Source organism: Sulfolobus sp. B1, assembly GCF_007050195.1.
Taxonomy (GTDB): domain Archaea; phylum Thermoproteota; class Thermoprotei_A; order Sulfolobales; family Sulfolobaceae; genus Saccharolobus.
Genome location: NZ_QIMI01000019.1, coordinates 1 through 19,197 on the forward strand (window position 1 = coordinate 1; position 19,197 = coordinate 19,197).

Consider the following 19,197-nt stretch of genomic DNA (forward strand, 5'->3'; position numbering starts at 1 on the left):
AGCAGCTAAGATGAGCAGATCTCGTAAAGGATGGGAGCACCATGAGAAAGACATGTCAGATGAGGAAATAGAAACATGGATTAGGGATGCAATTATTCATGGTTACTGGTCTGTACTCGAGCATTCCGTCTATACTTTTTCCGTTGAGGGGTTATCAAGAGTTGCTTCTCATCAGCTTGTTAGGCATAGGATAGCATCTTACACGCAGATGTCACACCGTTTTGCCAAACCTATAGATGAGTTCTACAAGCCCATAATTCCACAGAGTGCAGCAAACAGAGCAAAAGAAATAGTTGAAAAAGCATATAAAGAGGCTTACGATCTATATTTTCAATTACTTTCTTCCGGAGTGCCAGAGGAAGACGCCAGATATGTTTTGCCTAATGGTGTTAACACGAACATTGTCGTTACCATGAATGCTAGGGAACTGTACAACTTCTTCGCGTTGAGACTGTGTAGCAGAGCACAATGGGAAATACGTGCCGTTGCATGGAAGATGTTAGAGGAGGTCAAAAAAGTCCATCCTAGACTATTTAGATATGCTGGACCTAATTGTATTATACACGAGAATTTCATAAGGGATGAATATATAACATTAGAAGAGATATTTAAAAATTACAATGTAGAGTTTATATCCCAAAGATGTATTGAGGGAGTGCCGAGAGAGGGCATAAAAAAATGCGTAATCAATTCGCGTACAATCTTGGAAAGTATTAAATAAATGCAATTGTTGTATATATTTTTTTATCTAACCTTTTAACAAAGGTTATTTAAACCTTTTACTTTATATTTTATCACGCAATGTCACTTACTCAAGGTCTTTTAGCGTTTGGTATACCTATTGTCGTGTTCTTAGCTGCCGGATATGGTGGATATAAGTTTCTGACTCTAGTACTCCCGTCAAAACCTAATCCCTTAAAGGTTAGTAGATTTGAGGCTGGAAATATACCATTTGGGCTAGGTAGATTGTGGTTCCCGTTACAATACTATGGCTACCTAATAGTTTATACAACACTAGAGCCGATTATAGTAATGCTATTACCAATTACCTTCTCTGATTACTATACCTCTTTGATATACTTTAGGGATTTAATTATAATAATTGCTGTGTTTATAATTTTATTATATCCTGTTCTATATTATTCAATAAGACAAATTAATATATTAAGTTATTGGGAGTTGAGGAGATAATGAGTGAGACACTTAAGGATACTTTAAATAAGATTCAGACCGAGTTAAAGTGTCAAGTGAAAACTGAGAGTGATAGAAGAATAACGATTACCATCCCTGATAAACTTATCCTAACGAAAGTAGCGGAGTATCTTAAGTCTATAGGTTTTGATCACGTTAAGTCAGTTACTGGTATCGATTATCCAGAACAAGAAAAATTCGAGGTAGTTTACCACATTTCATCTTATTCTGATCTTAACTTAGCTAAAATAATAGTGGCTGTGAGAGTTTCGACTAGTTATAAAGATCCCTCTATTCCCTCTTTATATAATATATTTGAGAGTGTTTGGACTGGGGAGAGAGAGACATATGAGATGCTAGGGATAAGGTTTGAAGGTCATCCAGATTTAAGGAGGCTATTCCTAGATGAGGATTTTGAAGGAGTTTATCCTCTGAGAAAGTCATTTAAGATTAAAACGGAGGGGGTCTTCGTTGACAAGCCAGCCTGAAAATGAATTGCAACAAAAACTTTTAGCATCAACCGGCATGTCAGTGGAAATAGTTCCGATCCAAGGAGAATTAAATGTAGGTCCTCAACATCCTGGATCCGGACATATGAGAATATTTGTGAAATTAAACGGAGATATCATCGAGGATGTAGACTTAGATGTAGGTTATGTCCACAGAGCCGTTGAGAAGCTCTCAGAAAATAGAAATTACATTCATCTAATACCATTAGTAGAAAGGCCTGCAATACTGGATTCTATTCACATGAATTTAGGATACATAATGGCTGTAGAAAAAATTTTAGGAGTCGACGTACCAGAAAGGGCTCAATACTTGAGAAGTTTTGCAGCTGAAGTAAATCGAATTGCAAGCCACTTATATGGTTTGGGTATTCTCGCAATATTCTTAGGGCATTCTACTGGATTTATGTGGGGATTTGGAGACAGAGAAGTATGGGTTACTATCTTAGAGGCATTAACGGGAGCTAGAGTAACTAATTCATATGTTATTCCAGGCGGAGTAAGAAGGGATATTACACAAGAGATTAAGGAAATGACTTTAAAAGCTATATCGTATCAGCGCAAGAGACTTGAAGACTGGAAGAAGATCTTTTTCTACAATCCGTCAGTTAGGGCTAGGCTAGAAAATGTAGGCGTTATGAGCAAAGAAAATGCTATAAAATGGGGTGCTGTAGGTCCTAATCTAAGAGCTTCGGGAGTATATTATGATGTTAGGAAAATAGAGCCTTATGCGGCATATGACAAATTGGACTTTGAGATACCAGTTTATAAGGAGGGAGATGGACTTGCCAGAGGTTTAGTTAGGTTAGAAGAGATTGAACAAAGCATGAGAATATTAGAACAGATTATTAAAAATATACCAGAAGGTAATATTTTGAGTGACAGATTCTTTAAGCAAATACCTCCAACTAGGCTTAAGAAATATTGGGAAACATATAGAAGGGTAGTCATGCCTGGATATTATGCTTCTTTTAGACCCCCTAAAGGTGAGGCAATATCTAGAGTGGAAGCTGGTAGAGGAGAGTTAGTTTATTATGTCATAAGTGACGGTTCCTCTAAACCTTATAGGCTAAGGATGATAACTCCTTCCTATAGATTGATTTATGTTTTTAAGGAACTGTGTAAAGGTGCAAGATATGCTGATTTAGTTTCAATTTATGGTAGTTTAGATTATTTTCCTCCGGAGGCTGATAGATAATGAGTATTCTGTTCGCATTAAGATATTATTTCTTCTATCCATCATTTTTCCTAACAGTAATATTTCCAGGCTTAATATTTACTTTAATATTCCTCCTAATTACTATATGGTTTGAGAGGAAAGCGGCAGCATTTGTTCAACTTAGATATGGTCCTTATTATGCTTCGAAGAGGATAGGAGGATTACTCCAATTATTCGCAGATGCAATAAAATTTGTATTCTCCGAAATAATAATACCTAATGGAGTTAATCCAGTGCTTTATGCATTATCACCTATACTCGTGGTAATTTTTGCATTTTTGCCTATGATGGTTATACCAGTATCAGTGATACCCTATCATGGTTCAATATTTTCGATATATTATAAGTTGTTTTACGATCCGTTAGTAGGCAAGGGCGTATTAGTTCCATTCTTTACCCAATATAATTTAATTACAGTAATAGCTTTAGAATCCTTATACCCGATATTTGTGATATTCCTAGCTTGGAATACAAATAATAGATTCGCCGTAGTGGGATCAATAAGGGAGGCATATCTATCAGTCTCGTATGATGTCCTAATAATTATTTCAACTTTATCGTTAGCTATTGAGTATCATACGTTAGATATTGCTAAAATTGTCGAATCCAATATTCCAGGATTTATTGCAAATCCAATAGCAGCTTTAGTATTTCTAATAGCAATGCTTATCGGATCCTCAAGATTTCCATTTGAGATTGTTGAAGCTGAAACCGAGTTAGTTATAGGTCCCTACACTGAATACAGCGGCTTCTTATTCGTTTTAACAATGGCAGGATCTTATGTAGTCAATCTAGTTTATGCTCTTTTATTTGTTGATCTATTCATTGGAGGCTGGCTTCCATTTACGGGTCTTCCCGGAGCTGTGTATACAGTTTTTAAGGCTGCAATAGTCGTATTTTTTGGAGTATTTTTGAGATCTGTTTATGGCAGATACAGGATAGATCAAGCTCTAAGGGGTAGTTGGAAATACTTGTTCCCCTTGGCTTTGGTCTCCTTATTACTTGGTGTGGTGGTGGGTTTCATATGGATAAGGTAAAAGAATATAAAAAGGAGAATATATTTAGTTTATTTTCAGAACATTTGCAATCTATAGCTACTGGTGTAAAATATTTCGTTAAACCTAAAAGAATCACTTTGCAATACCCTGAAACTAGTTTGACTTTACCTACAGGTTATAGAGGAATGATACGACTATATAAGGATGTATGTATAGGCTGTACCTTATGTGCTTTAATTTGTCCTGCTGATGCAATGAAGATGGTTACTGAAGGAGGAAAGAAGTTTCCGCAAATTAACTATGGTAGGTGTGTGTTCTGTGGATTCTGTGTTGATGTTTGTCCAGTCGATGCTTTAAAGGAAACTGGTGTTCATGACTTAGTATTTACATCGAGAAAAGACCTAATATTTGACCCAACAAAATTCAATGAAGATGTTGATCAAGTTCCACTAGAAAATAAACCAGTAAGGAAAGTTAAGGCTGTGATAGATGAGGAAAGGGGAATTAAGTATGTTCCTACAGACGAGTGAAATAGTACAAATAATACTTTTTGCCTTTTTTGGAGTGATGTCTATAGCGTTTGCGATATACATTGTTAGAGCAAAAAATGTGTTTTATGGTGCAGTAAGTTTAGCGTTCTTAGGAGTTAGCGTAGCTGCGCTAATAGCTCTTGAAGCTCCTACTACGTATGGAATTTATTCAGTTTTCCATATTTTGCTCTATGTAGGTGCTACTGTAACTTTTCTAGCGATTTCGCTGGTAATGTTCAAAGATTTGGAGATAAAAATTGTAGGTAGAGGTATAGGTGTGCTTGCTGGGGTAGCAATAGCTCTATTGTTTCTGATTACAATTTATTTATCTTTACCTCAAATTTCAATAGTATCACTTAAGCCAGTTAATTTTACTACTTTAGCAGACGATCTCTTGGCGACATATTGGTTCCCTATAGTCATTCTTATAATTGCATTGCTTACTACATTAATCGAAGCCATAGCTTTAGCTAGGAGGGATTAAAGATGATAGTCTTAGGCTTACTTGGATTAGTGCTATCTGGTATATTAATTGGCATAGGATTTTATGGACTGTCATCTACTACAAACATTATCAGAGTTTTACTTTCATCGGAAATAATCTTAAATTCTGCTATTTTATTTATTTTTTCATTTTCAAGTATTTCTGGAATTATTTATAATTCAATTATATTTTCTTTATTTGCAATAGGTATGGCTCTAACAGAAGTAATAGTTGCAATTGCGGCTATAATTCTCTATTATAGGCAAAAGGGTAAGTTGGAGGTAGAATGAGAGATGATTCCCATATTGTTTACACTATTGATTATTTCATTTATAATATCTATAATTATATTTTTTGTTAGATCAAAATATTTGGCTTTTGGTCTAAGTTTAGTCTCAATTTTATTAAATGTACCATATCTATTTATGTTAGGAGACTTCGAGAAGATATTCATCTCTAAGTATGTTGGTTATTTTGGAGTTACGGTAAATAATTTGAATTTCCCGTTTATTATTACAATCTTGGTAGTAACTTCAGTGACTACGCTCTATTCATTGAGGTATATGGAGCATAAGTTCAGTGAGGAGAAGAAGTATAATTGGGGTTTATACTATGCTTTATACTCATTGTTTGCTCTTTCAATGCTCTACGTAGTTTCATCAATTAATCTTTTAGAGTTATATATATTTCTAGAAATTTCCTTAATATCCTCTTTCTTATTGATAGCGTTATATGGTTATGGGGATAGGCGTAGAATTAGTCTAATGTACTTCATTTGGACTCACATTGGGACTATTTTACTCTTAGCATCAATAATAATAATAGGACTAACAACCGGCACTATGGATATTTATGTTTCTGCATATCATTTCATGGATTATTCTGTAATACCTTATAGTTTGTTAGTGTTTATTATTGCCGTAATAGGGATGTTCATTAAAGGTGCACAAGCTGGTTTTAATATTTGGTTACCATATGCTCACGGTGAAGCACCAACTCCCATTTCGATTCTTTTGAGTCCCAACATGGTAGGGTTAGGGATATTTGTAGTAATAATTTATTACTATTTATTCCATTTAATGAGCTTCGTAGCTCCAATATTCATAGCATGGGCGCTAATTACAATGATATACGGCGGGGTAAATGCTTTAGCTCAGAAAGATTTCAAGAGGTTCCTCGCTTATTCTAGTGTGTCGCAGATGGGATACATGTTATTGGGGGCGTCTATTGCTTTTATATCTGGATTACAGTCTTCTATTGCCTCCTTACCATTAGGAATACTGGCAAGCATTCTAATTTACGTTTCTCATGGATTCGGAAAGGCTTTACTATTCATGAGTGCTGGTGCGTCAATAACTGAGTTAAACGAGAGAAATATAGATAATCTAGGGGGCTTATACTTATCCTCTCCTCTCCATTCCACACTGTCCTTTATCGGAGTTATGAACCTTCTAGGTTTACCACCTACTATTGGTTTAGTTAGTGAAGCTTTGCTAATATTTTCTGAAGGTACTATTTTAGGGAAAATAGGTTTAGCTCCATTTGTCCTACTAGTAGCGTTTACTATGATAGCAATCGGGACATCCTCAGCTTACGCAGGTTACTTATTTAAGAAAGTTTACGCAGGGAAGAAAGAAGTATTAAGTGTAGATAATGTAAAAGAATACTCAATTTCTATGATTCTTGTAGCGATATCCAGTATAGTATTATTCTTCTTACCTCAATTAGCAGCGCCTTCACTAACTTTTCTGTCATTATTCACAAATTCGATAATTCTACCGTTAATAGTGTTTTTACCACTCTTAGGTTCGCTAATAGCACTAATAACTCCTAAATCTCTAAATCAAGATATTAGAGGTGCAGTAGTTGTATTTACTATAGGTGTATCAACGTTATTATCCATAATATTGCTAGTTAACAATATAGGCGAACCTTTATTTGGGCATCCAATTTATTCATTCTCTTATGGATACATACAATTGAGTTCCAATTTGCTTCAATCAATTCTAGCTTTATTTGTTTCTTCCTTATCTTTCTTTATAGCCTTATATAGTATTGGGTATATGAAGGAGGATAGTGTATTAAGGAGATATTGGGGATTCTTTGGTCTATTTGTAAGCTCCATGTTATCTGTGGTGTTGGCTAACAATATACTATTCTTCATTGCAGGATGGGAAGGAACAAGTTTAGCATCTTACGGTTTAATTAGCTATTGGCTAGATGATAATCCCATGAATGTTGTAGGTGATTTCGGAAGGAAGATATTCGGATATGAGTACGTCTCTAAACCAACAACCAGTGGTATTAGAGCATTAATATTCACTAGGGTGGGAGATGTGGGTTTCTTGGCAGTATTAGGCTACCTTATTGCATTATCGGGATATAATTTCATTATTTATCCTATATCAAATATTACGATCACAGTTTTCTCCAGTCTGACGACTTTGTCTTCACATTCACTAGCTTGGATATTATTGTTAATATTATTCTTAGGAGGCCTCTCAAAGAGTGCTCAATTTCCGTTCACACAGTGGTTGTTAACAGCTATGACAGGACCTACGCCGGTTAGTGCTCTAATACATGCGGCAACTATGGTCAATCTAGGGGCAATATTAACGTTTCTAGCCTATCCTTTCATTCAAGTAAATGGAAATACTTTATTATTTTTCGAGATAATGGTGGGAATAACACTATTTACTGCAATTTATACTAGCGTAAATGCCTTGGCTACTAATGAACAAAAAGTAATTTTAGCATTTTCCACAGCAGATCAAATTTCCTTAATGATCTTCTCTTCCTCTTTAGGAGCACTATTAAGCGACATTCAACTAGGAATAATAATAGGACTTATACAAATGATAGCACACGGAATATATAAGGCATCGTTATTCATGAACGCAGGATCAGTAATACACTTCACTGAAAGTAGGTATGTAGGCTCAAGACCTTTATTATATAGAGAATTACCATCAGTTTTCATACTACAGCTTATAGCCGCTTTAAATCTTGCTAATTTGCCTCCACTAATTGGTTTCTGGGCCCACGACTTCATAGGAAATTTAACGTCTTCTATACCTGCTATATTCTACGTTTATGTAATTTTGGAATTCTTAGGCTCTCTATATATTCTAAGGTACATATCCAGAACCTTCTTATGGAGAGGTAATTCAGAGGAGAAATCTCATGGACATTTGAGTATGATAATGGTAATTAGTCCAGCGTTCTTAATCTTAGCTTCCATAATATTGGGAGGAGTTTACTTCTATATAGCTTCATTCTTTGGAATAATAACTTACACGCAGATTGACTACATAAGTCTAGTCTTGTCCGCGATAGGCTGGATTATTGCATTTTTAGTGTATACCAGGACGCTAAATCTTAATTCAATCAAAAGTCTATTGGATTTTGGATATTATGGCTGGTATGTTAATCCAGCTTTCGATAAGTTTGGATATGCTTTCCAAGGATTTTCTAACACTTTATTCAGATCATTTGAGAGAGGTGCTGTTGATATAGGTCTTAATGAGAAACTACCAAGGTCCATAACTAATTTTGGATCTAGGATATATAACGTAATAGAAGATCATGTGCTCGGTGACTACATTTTACTTTATGCATGGGGTGTAGTCGTATTATTAATTATAGTTCTAATATTATTTGGGGTGATTGGATAAATGACTAACTTCCTACTCTATCTACCAATTTTAATTCCATCGTTTCTCTTTTTATTAATTTCCATATTAATATTATATATTGATAATGGCAGGGACGATAGAAGATTCAAACTAGGTATATGGCTATCGATTGTCTTTATGTTAATTAGTATAGCTACTTTCATATATTCTTGGAGTAGTGGGTTAGTAAATTACAAGCTTTTCTCAGGAAATTTGATAGTTGATGTGCCTGGCTATTTCTTTGCTATTACTGCAATATCAATTGGACTTCTGAGTATTCTTAACTCGAAAGACCATTTAATTAGTTGGAGCACTAGGTCATCAATGATCTCTTTAATGATGTTATCAGTTTTAGGATTATTATATATGTCATTTGCTAATAACATAGTGGTTATCCTAGTATCATGGGCTATTTCATCAGCTGCAAGTTACGCAATTACTATGTTACATAAGGATTACTTGTCAGTTGACGCTGGTATAAAATACTTAATCATGGGACTAGTTTCTAGCTCTTTGATGATTATAGGGTTCGCCTCATATTTAGTGTCTACAAATTCTCTTTTCTTCACTACTTCAATTGTTTATCCTGACGTCTTTTATCTTGCAATTACTTTCATATCAATTGCTTTCTTATTTAAGATGGGTGCTTTTCCCTTTCAAGCTTGGCTACCTGATGTTTATACTAACTCTGATAGAATTTCAGTAGCCTTCATCTCAAGTGTAGGTAAATTAGTAGGCATAATTCCCTTATTTAGAGTAATTTATCTATCAGATCCAAACTTCTTAGAAATTGTAATATTCATTGTTATATCAATTGGTAGTATGATAGTGGGTAATATAACAGCATTTTCCAGAAAAGATATAGCATCAATATTATCGTTCAGCTCAATAACTCAAGTCGGTTATATTCTCATAGGGTTTGCTATGTTTCCATTATCACCTACAATAGCGATTATTGGTATACTAGTTCAATCTTTAGCTTATGGCATAGCCCAAGTGGGTCTATTTGGAACGGTAAGTCATGTAGAGAAGGTGTCTGGTACGTCAGATATTTCAGGATTAAGGGGATTATCCTCACAAGATAGACCATTAACTTTTGCAATTACTATATTGATTTTAAGTCTTCTCGGAATACCTCCTATCTTTGGGTTCTGGGGAAAACTATTCTTATTTGAGAGCTCATTTATATACCCATGGCTTACAATAATAGCTGTACTTAATAGTGCTATTTCAGCTGGATACTACATTCCGATAATAAGAGAGATGTTTAGAGATGGTGAATTTAAGATGATTAAAAGTTCAGAAAGAGATTCAGCTATTATTTCGGCAATTTTAAGTATTATATTAGGAATAGTAATTCCGTTAATCTTTCAAATCTTGGTGGCGCAAATTGGTTAGAGTAGGATTAATAGGAGTAGGAAATGTCGCGTCAGCGCTAGTACAAGCTATTGAGTTAGCCAAAAATGGGAGAGAGATTTATGGAATACTAGATTTGCCAATAAAACCTTCAGAGCTAGATATCGTAGTGGCTTTTGATATTGATAAAAGAAAGGTTAATAAAAAGCTAAGGGAAGCAATATTTTCTAAACCAAATGTTGTTGATAAATACGTAGACGTTAAAAATGATATAATGGTCTTAAGAGGACCCACATTTGACGGCAACTCCGGAATACTCTCAAATATTATAGAGGAGTCAGAGGACAAACCTGTTGATATTGAAGATGTTTTAAAAGAAGAAAAGGTTGAAGTTATGGTAAACTTATTACCTACAGGTGCCATTAATGCGAGCAATTTTTATGCTCTAGCTTCTCTTAATGTTGGTACATCTTTCGTAAATGCTACTCCAACTCCTATAGCTAAAGAAATGGGGTATAAGTTCGCTGAAAAGAGAATTCCAGTACTAGGAGATGATTTATTAAGCCAAATAGGCGGTACGATAACGCATACTGGAATTATTGAGTTTTTGAAAAGTAGAGGTGTAAAGATTTTAAGATCATATCAAGTAGACATTGCTGGATCTACTGAGGCATTAGTAACATTAGAGGAATGGAGAAAAGATGTTAAAAAAGGCATTAAGTCTTCATATATTTCTCAATATTCAAATGGGGCAGAAGTAGTCGCTGGTACATCAGATTACGTGGAATTCCTCAAAGACAGACGAGTTAGTTATATGGTAATTGAGGGAATTTATGGCATAGGAATTCCAGTAAGGATAGACATTTCGCTAAAGACTTATGACTCAATTAATGCTGTAAGTCCATTGATTGATTTAATTCGAATAGCCAAGATCCTCTTAAGTAAGGGAATAGGTGGTGCTGTCAAAGAGGTTTGTGGTTACTATTTCAAAAGTCCTCCACGACACTATAATAGTTTAGTTGAAACAAAGAGTGAACTAGAAAAATTTTTAAGAGAGTTATTAAAAAACTAGAGTAATGATGTGTGAACCCCGGACTGAGCAGTGATGTGCGCGTGTGAGTACTGATCTATATTTCAATTACTTCTGCACTATCTATTAGAATGTCATAATCTATATTAATTTTTTCCTCCAGCTCAAGAATATTTTTCAAATCAACTGATGTAGATGACTTACTAGATATTGCACAATATTCTGGGAGTTTAATCGAGAACTCATAAGTTCCTATCTTTCTGGCTAGATCTATTATATCCTCCTTATCAAAACCAATTAATGGTCTAAATATTGGCATGTTAATTCCGTATTCTGTAACGTATAGATTTTTCATTGTTTGTGATGAAACTTGAGATAGTGATTCTCCAGTCGTGATGGAATGTGCATTAAATTTCTCAGCTAGCCTTTCTGCAGTCCTATACATGATTCTCTTAAGTAATACTACGTTGTATTTTCTATTCTCTAATTTAGCTATTTTAATCATGACTTCCATACCTTTAACCATATATACTTTTAATTTGTGCCCACCACTCCAACTCTTTAATACACTTAGTTCTTCATTCACTACTCTTTTGTGAATCTCTCCACCTAAATTAAAGTTAAGGATAACTGGTAATGCTCCCCTCTTCATTATCATCCATGTCGCTACTGGTGAATCTATTCCACCAGAAAACAATACTATAGTCTTACCTGCTATTCCTACAGGGAGACCTCTAGGACCCTTATATTTTTTATAATAGAGGTAAGCCTTGTTATTCCTTATGTCTAAAAACACTTCTACCTCTGGATTTTCTAAATTCACGCCCCTACTGTATCTGTATAATCTTGATCCAATCTCTCTTTGAGCATCTAAGCTTGAAAAATTATGTTTACCTATTCTTTTAACGCGTACTGCAAAAGTCTTATCTTTTACTACCTCAGAGAAAACTTCTTCAGCTTTATTAACTATATCATGCAAATCACTAAAGTCATAAATTATAATTGGCGAGAAATATGCTACACCGAACATTTTACTAAGAGTATCTATATAATCAGAGTTAGTCTCTAAATATATTAGGCCTTGGCTTATCCAAATCTTCTCTACTTTTAAACTATTTTTTATGTTATTAACTAAAGTATATTCAAAGTTTTTTCTAGTTCTTGGAGACTTTAAAGCTATTTCACCGGAAGGTCTGATCATTATTATTGTCATTTTCTCGTCCTCTGATAATGTAAAAAGAGTTGAATTGCATGTTTACATATTTTTTCTCCGCATTCACATTCTGAACTCTCTATCTTATAACCACTTATCCTAACTTTTACGTGATAGTATCCTAATGCGCATCTTGCTGGTACTAATCCCTCTATAATATTCCCATTAACAGAGGTAATCTTAATCATACAATAACTATAGCATACAATAGAAAGAAAAAAAGATTAACTCCTTAAACTATAATTTATCCTCCCCATGTGTACGTAGATGTAGTTGATGTAGTCGAAGATGAACTCATACTTGTTGAGGTACTGGTCGAAGATGTTACTGGTGCAGTCAGTATCCATGGTACTGGCTTGAAGAATGTTAGGTTAATTACTACTCCATTACCTACTATTATAGGATCTTCAAATAAGTACCCCTTAGGTCCCCATGTCCACATAGTCACATCTTGGCTTGGAGTAAGTATTATCGTTATAAATGGATTAGCTTGTCCGGTTACAGAATTAACTGATGAATAACTAAATGTCACATTTCCATTAATTGCATAGGCAAATGCTAATATGGGTGCTTGTCCGTTTGGTGCATTTCCAGCATTAGCAGGATTATAGAAGACTACGGAGAAGTTGAATACAGTTAAGTTACCAGACGGAGTTACTATCTTTGTATTTGGTTGTACTACAACTATCATGTTTCCAGCAAAGGCTACACCACCTTGTGTACCATTGATTTCGTAGCTGTAAACATTTACTGGGGTTAACCCATATGCTGGACTGACACTAACTTGTACTGGTTTAGGTGGCGTAGCGACTGGAGTCTCTGAAGATTCGAAAATCCATATAACTGGCTTAAAGAATTGAACATTAATCATTACTCCATTTCCGTATAGCCAGTGATCAGCAAACTTATAACTCCCTCCAATATAAGCAGTACCATTAAAAGTCCCACCAAACCATGTCCAAGAAGTCCATGTATCAGGCGCCCATACCATAGTTATTGGGGCTTGTGCTACTATTTTTCCATTAACGTTAGTTACTAACGATATAGCCGGTGTTATTTGTCCATTAACTGCGAAGGCAAATGCAAACAGAGGAGTTAAGTTGTATTGAGCTGCTGGCGGATATATCGCTTCGAGACTAAATGTAACTAAAGAGAAGTTATATACTGGTAATAATGTTCCGTTAGCTAGTTCAGCATATGTGTGAGGTTTAACAATTACCATCATATTACCTACTTGTAATGCATATCCTTGGCCACTAGTAGCGTTTACCATTACTGTCTGCTCTCCACTTACTTTCATTATGGGTTGGTTTAGGTTATAGTAAATAGTATCAGACAATGCATTTACTTGAGTTACATTCCATACTTCCTTAGTTATCTGCCAAGACGCGGTGGTAGTATTGTAACTAAAATATGCATTAATGTCAACGTGCAAATCATATATCATTGGGAAGTTTGGTTCACCTTGATTGACAAATCCGAAGAATACAGTATCATTTGCTATAACTTCAGCATTAGCACCTGAAGGCGTTAGCATGACCTCAACGGTAGGAGGTACTGCTGTGCCATTCGGTAATAGATTTTGAACGTAAGTTAGGGCAAATATGAAGTAGTTATCCCATGTTCTAAATACCTTTTGTATGTTTGAAGTACCATTATATGTTCCTACTTTAAAGACTGGTGGCAATTGTCCAGTTAATATTAACTGTGCATTAGGAGCAAAACTCTGGCTTATAGTGTTAGCTGGGAACTCAGCACCTAATGCGTTAATTTGTGATAAGAACTCTTCTAAAACTTGATTAGCTTGTAGTGAATGTTGAGAAGGATAACCTGCTATCACAGCTGAAGGAGAAACCTCATTTCCTTTCCACATCAACTCTGTTATTTCTGGCATTCCATTTATGAATTGAACAATTATAGTATTACTTGCGTTAAAAACTTGTAGATATACTGGATCACTGGTGGGAGCTACAAAGTACTGTACTACGTCAGTTATATTGTAGACATTTCCATTAATTGGAGTCACTGTAGGTAATGCTGTAGTGTAGAAGTACACTGTTTCGTAAGTTCCAAAGAAATCAGAGAGCCAAGTACTGTTAAACGTATTTAGATTATACGTTCCCGCAAAAGGTTGCCCTATTATCATTGCTGTGAAGTTTGGAGCCAAATATGGCAAAACATCGGAAGGTGATTCTATTGCTATTCCATCGTAAAACTGTAGTACTGTAGCTAGGGCAGCCCCAGGTCTATAGCCAGTGACGTTTAACTTACTAACTTCTTGTAACATTTGTTGATATAACATTTTATAATAAGTATAGTTTGACTCCGCTTGCTTGTATAAGGTATAATTATTCTTAGCATACATTAACATAGTTTGATACAATCCTTCAAGTTCACTGTATTTAGAGGCTAATTGTCCATAAGTCTGATTTAGCTTAGTGTAATTGCCTTGTAATGTCATGTATTGGCTTTGTACAGACTGATAATTACTTTCAAGGCTTAAATACTTCGAGTTAGCTACTGAATATTCATAAAAACCTACAGCGGCTATTACGACTAATATTATAGCTACTATGGCAAAACCTATAGTTTTAATATCAGCCATTTTAGATCAAGACATACCAAGTAACAGCTATAAAAAGCTTTTACCCAAATTTAGGTTATAACCTTTTATGGAGCAAAAAGAAGTGCTAAATCATGCGTTTTGAGCAAATATAGTTTTCAACATCTGACTTCCTCCCCGCCATAAATGGCGAGGGTTCCCCTCATCGATTTGTGTTTACATCTCTCACTTGAGGGGCAGTCGAGAGGCTTAGAGAACCCCTCCCAACAATATTGACTTTTAAGAAACTTTTTCCATCCCGTCATGAATGGTGGGGCTTTCGTCATTTTGTAATAGTAATTATAAAATTATATTCCTATTGCAAATAATTAAAAACTATAATCAATAGGAAGTTTAGCCTAAAATATTCAAGTTTATTAATAGCAAAAACTAGTAACGGGAGGCTCTAGTTCTAAGATATACAAAAGTAACAAGCATTATGCTGGTAATCAGAGTTAATACAGCTGAGTTATAAAGAACATTACCCAATTCTACTCCTACTGGTATTATAAATCCACTAAGCGAAGCTAAGTTCATACTAGGCCCTATTCTCCTAGGTTCTATACCCGTCATTTTAGCTATTATAGGTAATATCGCATTAGTTCCTAGACCTAAGGCTGTAAAAGGTATAAAAATCCATGGTATTAAGAGGAAGAATGATAGAAATCCCAATATTCCCACGATCAATGACGATATTATTAGAGTCTTTATTTTATCTTTTAAGATAGAAAATAAGATATAAAATGCAAATGAGATTAGATAAGCGATTAGTGATATTTGTATTGATAGCCCATCACCTAGTAATGAAGGAACTACTTGTAATATATATGCTGGTTCGAAACCTAGTAAAAATATTAACAAAGCCTCAGCCGAGAATGCCAAATTCATTTTGTTGCCTCCTATAAATGTTTGAAGATTGCTGGATTTTAGTAATAATGGTAATGCTATTACTATCAATACTACACTTGCTAACAACATTCTCTGTTCCAATATGAACGCTGTTGTAGCTGCCAGAACCCAGCCCAATGCCCATCCTCCCATTGTCATTCCTACTATGATATTGCTCTTACTCTCTGTAGCTAACTCAACTGATGCTGAAGTTGATAATCCAAATAATATACCGATTATTATTCTAAGAACTAAAAGTGTATCAAAGTCATAAGTATAATATTCGAATAAGTCAATCAGTCCCATACTGCCCAATGAGCTATAAAGGATTCTGCTTATTCCTACTCTCGATACAAGTATTCCATACGTAATTTGTGTTAGAGCTCTTCCTATAAAAGGTGCCCCTATTAGGATGAAGTCTACTACTTTACTATAGTCGATGTACTGTGAATAAAATACAAAATTAACCATAGAGTAAGAGGATAGAGTAAACCCTAGAATAGGTATTAGCACGCTGTACTTCAACGATATTTTTGTACCTAACATTTCTAATCAAGTTTATTCTTTTCTATTAGGATTTAAACTTAAGCTCAATGCCTACTTATACTGCTTAAAAATTACCTAATCTATAATTCAAAGAACTTTTCGATAAGATAGTAATTAACGATTGCTATATGTGGATCTTATTGAATATGTTACAAATAAATTTTCAGAAATAAGGAAAATCTTAGTTACAGCGTAATATCAAAATGCGTGTAATTAACAGAAAAGATCGTAGTTCAATAAATAGTAAACTTTTGATAAAAATTAGATTGATACATAACAATTTATGCGCGGACCCGACGGGATTCGAACCCGCGACCACCGGCTTTCCTCCTAATTTGTTAGGAGGCCGGCGCTCTATCCTGGCTGAGCTACGGGTCCAATATAACTATATGGAAAACTCCATTAAAATTTTTCTTTCATCCTCCTCAAGTGAAGTAAGATACTAGCTAATAATTTATGTCTTATAAGGTTAAGGAAAGCCTCGCCATTTATAGCAGGGAGGAAGTCAGGTACTGATAATAATACTAGCTCTTAGAGACATCTAATTATTTTTTAGTAGATAACTGCTCTTCACCAATTTAACTTTACGATTTTGTAATCTTGAAAAAGATCATTTAAAACTGTAGATATCATATGAGAATTGTAAAGGATTACGAAGTCATTGCTATATACTGGTTTCTTTGATATAATTACTTCTTTATCAGCTTTATCTACAGTTTTAGCGATTATCCCCCTTTTCCTCAACTCTGAAGATATCTCTCCACTTTTACTTATTTGTTTATCCAAAATAACTTCACATCTGATTTTTAATTTCTCACAATATTCAACCACCAATACCAGAACATCAGATAACATTTCACTATTTTTATGTTTACCAAGTCCTAAGTCTCTAAAGAAACCATCGTCACACTCATAAATTTCCTCTCCTTTCATTCCAGCTATTAACGTTAATGCTACGTTATAACCATCTATTACTAGTTCCTTATTAGTTTCAATTATCTTAGACTTAACATTAGTTATCTCTGAATCAGAATGTACACATCTATAAAGCAAAAGTCTTTCTAATCTACTTAAATTATATCTGGCACTGATGGCATCTAGTGCTATCTTTCTAGAATAGCCCCTATTTAAAAAATATTTATAATCGATGTAAGCATCCTTTATATTTCTGGTAATATTCATTAATTTACACTAATATCCCTCTTTTAATAATTTCAATTATTTGTTCCTTACTTCTACGCTGATCCAATAATATGTTGGCAAAAGTACCTTTACCCCCACCTCTTCCGCCAATTTTTCTAAATTCTTCTACTATTTTACTCACGTCAATATTTTTCGAAGTACCTATTTGTAATTTATTATCAGTAATGCTTACAACAATATTATTTTGAGAATATGTTATCTTTCGCGTTATCTCCTTTATCTCCTCCTCATCTTCTAGCCCTTCTAAAACGTATATTTTTATTCCGTTAATCTCGTACGGCTTTATTGTACTTATTATAAGATTTTCGTATATTTTTCTATAATGAGATAATAATTCCTCAACGTTGTTCTTTTCGTCTAATATTCTTTTTAATCTAGAGGCTACTTGCGAAGAGTCAACGTTAATTATTTTCGAGATTTCGTCAATCTTTTTCTCTAACTCTCTAGTATAATCTACTAATGCACTTCCCGCCACATATTCCAATCTTATGACACCATCTTGAATTTTTTCAACGTTAATTATTTTCACAGAACCTATTTCGCTGGTATTACTAACATGTGTACCTCCGCAACTTTCAATGTCCCAATCCTTTATCTCTAATAATCTTATTATCGCCGAATTTGGAACCCCTCCTTCATAAATCGAAACGCCATACTTCATTTCAGCTTCTATTCTATTTATCTCTATTGGTCTTACTGGTCTCCTATCAGCAATAACTTTATTTGCATAATCTTCTATGAGCTTGATTTCCTCTTCTGTTAATGGCTTATGGTGAGTTATGTCAAGTCTTCCTTTTTCTGGTGTTTTCTCAGCACCAGCTTGCCAAACATGATCCCCTAGAACTCTTTTGGCAGAAGCTAGAATTATGTGAGTAGCTGTGTGATGTCTCATTAATCTGTATCTCCTCTCCCAATCAATTTCACCTTTTACAATATCACCAGCCTTAATTTTAGGTTCTTTATCTAATACGTGAACTACCACTTCACCAACTTTTTGCGTGTCAATAACCTTGTAATTTTCGTTATTGTTTATATCATATATTACTCCAGTATCTCCTAATTGTCCACCACCTTCTGGGTAGAACGCTGTTCTGTCCAAGACAATATAATTTTTAAACACCTGTATTACTTTAGCCTCAAAAGACCTCATATATTGATCCTTGTAATACAACTTTTCAGTTGATGGAACCTTGGAGAATATTTCCATCACTTCCTTAGGCAATTTTTGCCTTTCTTTTTCTTTAATGGATGAGGTCTGGTGTCTTTTTGCTACTAACCCATAAAAGTTATGAGGTATATCTACTTTAATTCCTCTTTTTTTCAACTCTTCACTTACTAAATCAGGAGGAATTCCATTGGAGTCGTATATTTCTATCAGATCTTCAGTGTTTACTTCCTTCTTTTTAGATATACTCGAAACTATTGAAGGTATTTTACTTACTACGTTCTCAAACTTTTGTTGCTCTAATTCAATGACGTCTAAAATATAATCTTTATTTTTCCACACTTGCGGAAAGTCCTCTTTCCAGAAATCTAATTGCTCCTTTACTAGTTCATAAAGTCTAACATCAGATCCAAGTAATTTTAATACTCTTAGAGCCCTCCGTATCACCAGCCTTCCCAGATAACCTTCACCGGAATTAGAGGGAACTAGACCATCAGCTAGCATCATCATTATGGTTTTAGTGTGATCGAGCACCTGGAAAACCCTTGCTGCCCTTGTTAGCTCCTCGTCAATTCTTTTAATATCTACATTT

17 protein-coding genes and 1 tRNA gene are annotated in these 19,197 nt (G+C 34.6%); 11 read left to right on the plus strand and 7 right to left on the minus strand.

What is annotated here, in order from left to right:
• From thyX to DMP16_RS02535, 11 genes are all read left to right on the plus strand, one after another.
• Window positions 1–721: FAD-dependent thymidylate synthase (gene thyX / locus DMP16_RS02485; protein WP_143576866.1), on the plus strand; the 721-nt coding region annotated here is incomplete at its 5' end.
• Window positions 722–801: 80 nt separating this feature from the next.
• Window positions 802–1,191 (plus strand): NADH-quinone oxidoreductase subunit A, encoded by a 390-nt coding sequence (gene ndhC / locus DMP16_RS02490; RefSeq protein ID WP_069282416.1) that lies wholly within the window; start codon window positions 802–804, stop codon window positions 1,189–1,191.
• Window positions 1,191–1,679: an NADH-quinone oxidoreductase subunit C gene (locus tag DMP16_RS02495; protein WP_069282415.1), complete on the plus strand. Its 489-nt coding sequence runs from the start codon at window positions 1,191–1,193 to the stop codon at window positions 1,677–1,679. The genes ndhC and DMP16_RS02495 overlap by 1 nt, the downstream gene beginning before the upstream one ends.
• The gene (locus DMP16_RS02500) at window positions 1,663–2,895 is read left to right on the plus strand and encodes an NADH-quinone oxidoreductase subunit D (RefSeq protein ID WP_069282414.1); all 1,233 of its coding nucleotides are present in this window, start codon (window positions 1,663–1,665) and stop codon (window positions 2,893–2,895) included. The genes DMP16_RS02495 and DMP16_RS02500 overlap by 17 nt, the downstream gene beginning before the upstream one ends.
• A complete protein-coding gene (gene nuoH / locus DMP16_RS02505; protein WP_069282413.1) occupies window positions 2,895–3,953 on the plus strand; it encodes an NADH-quinone oxidoreductase subunit NuoH in 1,059 nt (352 codons plus the stop codon). Before DMP16_RS02500 ends, nuoH begins: the two co-directional genes overlap by 1 nt.
• Window positions 3,941–4,444, plus strand: a complete 504-nt coding sequence (nuoI, locus tag DMP16_RS02510; protein ID WP_069282412.1) for an NADH-quinone oxidoreductase subunit NuoI — start codon at window positions 3,941–3,943, stop codon at window positions 4,442–4,444. The genes nuoH and nuoI overlap by 13 nt, the downstream gene beginning before the upstream one ends.
• On the plus strand, window positions 4,425–4,928 hold the full coding sequence (locus tag DMP16_RS02515) for an NADH-quinone oxidoreductase subunit J (RefSeq protein ID WP_069282411.1): 504 nt from the start codon (window positions 4,425–4,427) through the stop codon (window positions 4,926–4,928). The genes nuoI and DMP16_RS02515 overlap by 20 nt, the downstream gene beginning before the upstream one ends.
• A gap of 2 nt (window positions 4,929–4,930) precedes the next feature.
• Window positions 4,931–5,218, plus strand: coding sequence for an NADH-quinone oxidoreductase subunit K (locus DMP16_RS02520; protein ID WP_069282410.1), 288 nt, complete (start codon window positions 4,931–4,933; stop codon window positions 5,216–5,218).
• Between the two features lie 3 nt (window positions 5,219–5,221).
• Window positions 5,222–8,602, plus strand: a complete 3,381-nt coding sequence (locus DMP16_RS02525) for a proton-conducting transporter membrane subunit (RefSeq protein ID WP_069282409.1) — start codon at window positions 5,222–5,224, stop codon at window positions 8,600–8,602.
• Window positions 8,603–10,000 (plus strand): NADH-quinone oxidoreductase subunit NuoN, encoded by a 1,398-nt coding sequence (gene nuoN / locus DMP16_RS02530; RefSeq protein WP_069282408.1) that lies wholly within the window; start codon window positions 8,603–8,605, stop codon window positions 9,998–10,000. It abuts the gene before it with no gap.
• Window positions 9,993–11,030 (plus strand): inositol-3-phosphate synthase, encoded by a 1,038-nt coding sequence (locus DMP16_RS02535; RefSeq protein ID WP_069282407.1) that lies wholly within the window; start codon window positions 9,993–9,995, stop codon window positions 11,028–11,030. Before nuoN ends, DMP16_RS02535 begins: the two co-directional genes overlap by 8 nt.
• 55 nt (window positions 11,031–11,085) lie before the next feature.
• Here the strand turns inward: DMP16_RS02535 and thiI are convergent, their stop codons facing one another.
• The 7 genes from thiI to DMP16_RS02570 all read right to left on the minus strand — a co-directional run.
• Window positions 11,086–12,201 (minus strand): tRNA uracil 4-sulfurtransferase ThiI, encoded by a 1,116-nt coding sequence (gene thiI / locus DMP16_RS02540; RefSeq protein ID WP_069282406.1) that lies wholly within the window; start codon window positions 12,199–12,201, stop codon window positions 11,086–11,088.
• Entirely contained in the window at window positions 12,198–12,389 is a 192-nt protein-coding gene (locus DMP16_RS02545; RefSeq protein ID WP_231961231.1) for a hypothetical protein, read from the minus strand. The genes thiI and DMP16_RS02545 overlap by 4 nt, the downstream gene beginning before the upstream one ends.
• 56 nt (window positions 12,390–12,445) lie before the next feature.
• Window positions 12,446–14,806: a hypothetical protein gene (locus tag DMP16_RS02550; protein WP_069282405.1), complete on the minus strand. Its 2,361-nt coding sequence runs from the start codon at window positions 14,804–14,806 to the stop codon at window positions 12,446–12,448.
• A 387-nt stretch (window positions 14,807–15,193) separates the two neighbouring features.
• Window positions 15,194–16,237, minus strand: coding sequence for a transporter (locus tag DMP16_RS02555; protein WP_143576867.1), 1,044 nt, complete (start codon window positions 16,235–16,237; stop codon window positions 15,194–15,196).
• A 288-nt stretch (window positions 16,238–16,525) separates the two neighbouring features.
• Window positions 16,526–16,615, minus strand: a tRNA-Arg gene (locus DMP16_RS02560).
• 192 nt (window positions 16,616–16,807) lie between these two features.
• On the minus strand, window positions 16,808–17,419 hold the full coding sequence (locus DMP16_RS02565; RefSeq protein WP_069282403.1) for a DUF434 domain-containing protein: 612 nt from the start codon (window positions 17,417–17,419) through the stop codon (window positions 16,808–16,810).
• A gap of 4 nt (window positions 17,420–17,423) precedes the next feature.
• On the minus strand, window positions 17,424–19,197 hold a 1,774-nt coding region (locus tag DMP16_RS02570), incomplete at its 5' end, for an alanine--tRNA ligase-related protein (protein WP_143576868.1).